Here is a 6,034-nt window from a genome sequence, read left to right as displayed (position 1 = left end):
TCACGATTTAAGTTTCTGCTTCCACCACCGTCGCATACCACAGTTAAAAAACCATGTACTGTCTTACACAGAGTCCACAGACTTTCGCCCCATTTCAGAAGCCCGATTCCGTGTGTCCCACGGTACGTTGACCGCCTATAAGTAGTCATGCAAAATTAATTACCTGCCCGATCGAGCTAAAACCCTTACGGGGCAATGATCGTCATGTGTAAATAATTTTGCCTAGGTACTTAGCTTCTTGTACTTGTTGCGCGCGACTTTTTACCCGGCCAAGCTTTTCTGGTCGGAACCCCCTAAGCCGAGTTTTCAAGGCTTCGGCCGTGAGCTCAGCCGAACGGTGCTGCGCCGTCCACTTGGTTTTCGAGACTGGCCTTTTAATTCTAACGTAAAGCCAACCTAGAACGGCGGGGTTTCAGACCCAAAATTTCCGATGAGTTTACCCTAAGAAAATATGCCAATTTCATTCAGAGTAGAACTAGCTTACCAATAATCGGCTATGAGTGAGCGCGGTTTTTTCTGGATTTATCACCGGGGTTAGTGTAGTTCAAACTGGTATTACTTACCCAAGTTTTGGTTATCTGGTCAATAAAATACCGAAATATGCAAGAAAACGCAACCGCCGAGAATGTTTATAAGTTTTCTAGTACCTTATCTCCTTCCGATCCAAGCTATGTGGATAGAAGGGCTGATCTGGAACTGTACCAAGCTCTGATGAACAGTCAGTATTGTTATATTTTCAATTCTCGCAAAATGGGCAAGTCGAGTTTGACGGTACGCATCCAAACTCAAATTGAAGTCCAAGGAGTAGCCTGTTCCCGTATAGACTTAAATGAATTGGGGACATCAGTAGATCAATCTAGCTGGTATCATTCCTTAATTATTGAAATTGCCGAACAATTAAAACTAAACATGACGGATTTAGAATCTTGGATTGCCAGTCAATCTGTTTCTAATGTTGGGTTACTTAGACAGTTTATTAAAGAAATTTTATTGATAAAAATTTCAAACAACATTGTTATTTTTATTGATGAAATTGATGTGGTTAGAAAACTGCCCTTTACTACTGATGACTTTTTTGCTTACATTAGGTCTTGTCATGAAAAGCGAGTTATTAATGCAGATTTTAATCGTATTTCATTTGTTTTAATTGGCACGGCTACCCCCAATCAATTAATTCAGGATAGTCAAAGAACTCCTTTCAATATTGGTAAAGCAATTGAATTAAATGGACTGTCGTTAGAAGATAACTGTCAACCCTTGATGAAAGGACTAGAAGGGTTGGGTGTTTCCCCTCAAGAAATTCTACAAGAAATTTTTAGATGGACTAATGGTCAACCTTTTCTAACTCAAAAATTGTGCTATTTAATGGCCAAGTTTAAAGTTACAATACCTCAGTCTCTCTTATCAGCTTGGATGCGAGATTTTGTTTATAAACACATTATTGATAACTGGGAAAAAAAAGATGAACCTGCTTTTTTATCAAGTATAAGAGAGCGACTGATTTATCATCCTGATCAAGGATATTTACTAAGGGTTTATGCCAACCTTTTAAAAGGTAAATTGGTGAAAGCTAGTAACACACCAGAACATGATGAATTATTACTATCTGGATTAGTTATCGTCGATAATCAGGGCTATCTTAGAGTGGCTAATGCTATTTATCAGGCAATTTTTAATCAAAAATGGTTATATAATGTATTAGCAGCTAGTCGTCCTTATCAATCGGAAATTGCTAAGTGGGAAGACTCAAATTTTACCGATACAAATTGTTTACTGACAGGTAAAAAGTTAGAGGAATCTAAAAAATGGCAAGAAGATAAAGAATTAGATAGTATCGATTATCGTTTTTTAGCAGCCTCTGAAAGCATTACTCGTCAAAAACAATCTCGTTTATTTATGTTAGCAGCGGGAATATTTACTAGCATTGTTACAGGGTTACTTGGGTTAGGATTCTACCAGTCATGGCTGTTACCTTACTTTTATAAAATTCCCTATATTAACGAGCCTAAACTATTTAGCCAAGGCGAAAAAAAGCTATTTATTGAACAGGAAAATTTTTATAAAGATCGGGGTATTTTAGCTTTTAAAAATGCTAATTATTTGGAAGCTAAACAGTTATTCAAAAAAGCCTATTTTGCTCATCCTGAAGATGCAGAAACCTTGATTTATTATAATAATGCTATCGCTTATTTAAGTAATAATTATGTGACTTTGGCGGTGGTTATTCCCAGTGGCAAAAAAAATGAAATTTCCCAAGAAATCCTTAAAGGGATTGCTCAAGCACAATATTTATTTAATAGCCAATTACCGACCAGTGCGAATAATTTATTTTTAAACATCGTTATTGCCAATGATAATAATGATGAAAAAGTTGCCAAGATAGTCGCCAAGGAAATCGTTAAAGACCCCAAAGTTATTGGAGTAATTGGACATTATTCTAGTGAAGCCACCTTAGCAGCTTTACCTATCTATGAAAGAGCCAAAATTACTTTAATTTCTTCGACAAGTTCCTCGGATGTAATTGAGAGTGAATACTTTTTTAGAACCGTTATCACCAATGAAAAAATTGGTGAAACTTTAGCTAATTATGCCAGCCAACATGATCTAGATAAGGTAATTATTTTTAATAATTCTAACCAGATTGATAGCCAGGAACTTACTCAAGAGTTTCATCAAGCTTTCCAAAAAAAAGGCGGTAAAATCACTAAAGTAATTGATTTATCATCTTCCCTAGATATTGACGCAGAAGTTTTAAAAGCATTTTCCCAAGATCAAGTTAGAGGAATTGTCTTATTTCCCAGTTTGGAATCAGCTTCTGTGGTAGTAGAATTATCCCATACTCTTGAACAGTTGAATACCAGCACCCCTCCAGAACTGAAAAATAAGCTAGTTCTTTTAGGGAGTCATTCCATGTATGAACATGAAATGTTGGTTGATAGCGGTAAATTTATTAATAATTTAGTTTTGGCTGTGCCTTGGTTTTCCCATCTAATTAAGTCCCAAAATTTTGTCAGAGATGCTCAAGCTTTATGGAAAGAAGATATTAGTTGGCGAACCGCTACCAGTTATGATGCAGCCCAATCATTTATAGCTGCTATTAGAGCCTTGCAATCCCAGAATAAAATTTCTTCAGAGTTGATACAAGAATATTTAGAAAACCTCAATCTTTCGGCCAGTTTGACCTCAGGCAATTCTCTCAGGTTTGTAGATAATGAATCCGAATCTAATCGAGAACCAATTACTGTCAGGGTTAAGAGTAAGTTAGAAGCAAAACTTGAAAACTCAATTCAGTTTCAATTGGAATCTCAACGAGACTAATCAAGCAAGTCGTCAAAATATACTTGATACAAATTGCAACGAACCTCTAGGGTATCATAACTTTTGTGGATCAGTCCCAATCGGTCCAAAAATTGGACAGATTCTCCTTTCATTTGAGCCGGAGTCAGAGCTTTTTTCTGAAGAATTTGCCTAAAAATATTCCGTAGGTTAGCATTACTTTTCAGATATCTCATCAGTAGGAAAAAATGACTTTGAAATGGCTCTCGTCCCTGCAAGGCATCATCTAGAACCTTTTCTAGAGAATTCCCTTCCTGCAATTTTACCAAGATTAACTTAATTAAATAAGGATTACCTCCCACTAAGTTCATGACCTTGTGAACATCTGATAACGTCCAATTAATGCCATTAACTTGAGCGAAAGTGAGAACTTGTTCCGCATTAAAATCCGATAAACTAGCCACATAACCTACACCAATTAAGGGAGAGGCATAAAAATCGTAGTTGCTATAAAATTCCGTTGAATGAATAATAATTAAGCGTAGTTTCCGCCAAGGTTGGGAACGTCTTTCATGCCAACTTCTGAGAATACCACAAATTTCATTACCGATTGTTTCAGTTTCCAAAACTGTATCAAATTTTTCAAAGACAAAAACCAGAGGATTAGCACTGGGTTGGAGAACATATTCCTCTAAATATCGTCGAGTTTTGTGGGCAGGAGTTCCGGGACGAGACCAAAATTTATCGAGAAGAGATTCGTTAATCTTTAATTCTTGGGTAATGGTACGACAAATCGACAGCAGCAAGTCTTCACAACTAAGGGCAATAGTAGCTTTTTCCTCCTCACAATCAATGATAACTGGTTGATAATTATCTTGTTTGAGATGATGGACTAACCAATTAACTAAACGGGTTTTGCCACTATTATGAGGTGCGCGAATTCTTAGCAACGATTGTTCTTGCTGAAGAACTTTGAGACAATTTTCCTCCAGAGGTGGACGTTTCACATAATCCTTAATATATGTCTGATAATCCTGTTGTTTTTCCTCATCTAAAGAGGAGAGAATAGCAGCAATTGCGGGAGATTGATGTTTACTTTTGTTTGCCCACTCTTGATCAAAGCTCCTTAGGTTAGTTAAAATATCATGACCCCGTTGCCAAAAAGTAATTTGAAAAGTACGAATTTTTCCTTGATTATTGAGACGATGATCTTCCAAAATACCTAAAAACTTTTCGTTAAGATATTCCGTCAAAGCATCCCGAATTTGCCATGAATCCAGCTTTTGACCACATTTTTCTGTCAGCATTTCTAAAGCCTTAAGTTCGGCTTGAATTTTCAATTTTTTCTCATTAATCCAGCTAAATTTAATAGCCAGATTTTCACAATTATCCACCTCGTAGTTAGCAAACTTTAACAGAGCATTAAGTAGATATTTGGTTCTTTGCCTGGGAATATCCCCATAAGTAACTTTTCTAGACATTTGTTTATTCTCAATTAGTGTGAATATTTTCTCAATAAGTCCAATTTAACGAGGTACTCTAGACAACCTTGACCACATCTCTCAAAAAAATTTTCCGCAAAACCCCGAAGTTCCCCAAGGTTTTTCTCCACCCCCAAGTTACTCACACTCCAGTCTGGGATAGCAATTGAGGGCAAGAAAAATTAGCCTTTGACTGTGGGTGTACCCACAATGCCATAATCAACCACAACAAAGTTCAGATTTTCTTAAATAGTCTTTTTCCCCTTGCTATGGCAGCACTTTGACCGATATCTGTCTGGCTATTTTGTGCCGAATTAGACAACTCTACTGGATGACCGACTATGACTAAAATTGCTGATATTGCCTACGTTACCTATCAACATCCGGATTTAGACCTGTGCGAACGTTTTTTGAGGGATTTTGGCCTGATTACCGCAGTTAAAACCGATACAGCCTTGTATATGCGAGCTAGAGGCAAAAAACAGTTTGTCTATGTCGTAGAATGGGGAAAAGAAGCTAAATTTGTCAGTTTTGCCCTAGAAGCGACATCAGAATCCGTCTTACATGAACTAGCCACTTTAGCCTCCGCTTCGACCGTGGAAACCCTGTTCACCCCCGGCGGTGGTCAGCGCATCAAAATTATTGACCCCAACGGTTTTAACCTAGAATTGGTCTATGGTATCGAGGAAGTGGAACCTTTGCCGATTCCTGAACCCCTAGAATGGAATCACGCTAGTCGCAAAACCCGTTTAGGTCGCACCCAAAGGCCGAAAAAAGAACCCGCACCTATTTTACGTCTAGGTCATCTAGCTATTGATGTCAAAGACTTTGAGGAAAGCTATCACTGGTATCAGCAGACTTTTGGCTTAAAAGCAACAGATTTAATTTATTACGGCCATCCCAGTTTACGAGTCGGGGGTTTTCTTCGTTGTCAACGGGGAGAGGAATGGGTTGATCATCACACCATCGCCATGTTGCAAGGTTCTCACCCCAAAGTCCATCATACTGCCTTCGAGGTGCAAGATTTTGACTCTATTAAAATCGGCCACGATTGGTTACGAGAAAAAGGATGGACTCCTGTGTGGGGTATTGGTCGCCATTTGTTGGGAAGTCAAGTGTTTGACTATTGGCAAGATCCTTTCGGTAGCCTCATTGAACATTTTACCGATGGGGATCTTTTCGAGCAAACCACCGAGCCAGAACTTCATGCGGGTGGGTTAGATATTCTCTATCAATGGGGACCGGCGATTCCCGAAAGTTTTTTAGGTTAAACCGTT

At 38.1% G+C, this 6,034-nt stretch carries 3 protein-coding genes; 2 read left to right on the top strand and 1 reads right to left on the bottom strand.

Going from position 1 to position 6,034, the window contains the following annotated elements; translation table 11 throughout:
• Positions 1 to 600: 600 nt before the first annotated feature.
• Positions 601 to 3,318, top strand: coding sequence for an AAA-like domain-containing protein (locus IM509_RS06230; RefSeq protein WP_185237861.1), 2,718 nt, complete (start codon positions 601 to 603; stop codon positions 3,316 to 3,318).
• Here IM509_RS06230 and IM509_RS06225 read toward each other — a convergent pair.
• The gene (locus IM509_RS06225) at positions 3,315 to 4,757 is read right to left on the bottom strand and encodes an AAA-like domain-containing protein (RefSeq protein WP_185237860.1); all 1,443 of its coding nucleotides are present in this window, start codon (positions 4,755 to 4,757) and stop codon (positions 3,315 to 3,317) included. The genes IM509_RS06230 and IM509_RS06225 overlap by 4 nt on opposite strands.
• Before the next feature lie 341 nt (positions 4,758 to 5,098).
• Here IM509_RS06225 and IM509_RS06220 point away from each other — a divergent pair, with 341 nt between their 5' ends.
• The gene (locus tag IM509_RS06220; RefSeq protein WP_002741315.1) at positions 5,099 to 6,028 is read left to right on the top strand and encodes a VOC family protein; all 930 of its coding nucleotides are present in this window, start codon (positions 5,099 to 5,101) and stop codon (positions 6,026 to 6,028) included.
• Positions 6,029 to 6,034 lie beyond the last annotated feature (6 nt).

Source organism: Microcystis sp. M31BS1, assembly GCF_020245285.1.
Taxonomy (GTDB): Bacteria; Cyanobacteriota; Cyanobacteriia; order Cyanobacteriales; family Microcystaceae; genus Microcystis; species Microcystis panniformis.
The sequence above is the reverse complement of the archived record's forward strand: the minus strand, read 5'-3'. Positions and strand labels throughout refer to the sequence as shown.

Bases quoted from the DNA above. Each gene is read 5' to 3' on its own strand.
- IM509_RS06230 (WP_185237861.1), top strand. From the start codon at position 601: ATGCAAGAAAACGCAACCGCCGAGAATGTTTATAAGTTTTCTAGTACC.
- IM509_RS06225 (WP_185237860.1), bottom strand. From the start codon at position 4,757: ATGTCTAGAAAAGTTACTTATGGGGATATTCCCAGGCAAAGAACCAAA.
- IM509_RS06220 (WP_002741315.1), top strand. From the start codon at position 5,099: ATGACTAAAATTGCTGATATTGCCTACGTTACCTATCAACATCCGGAT.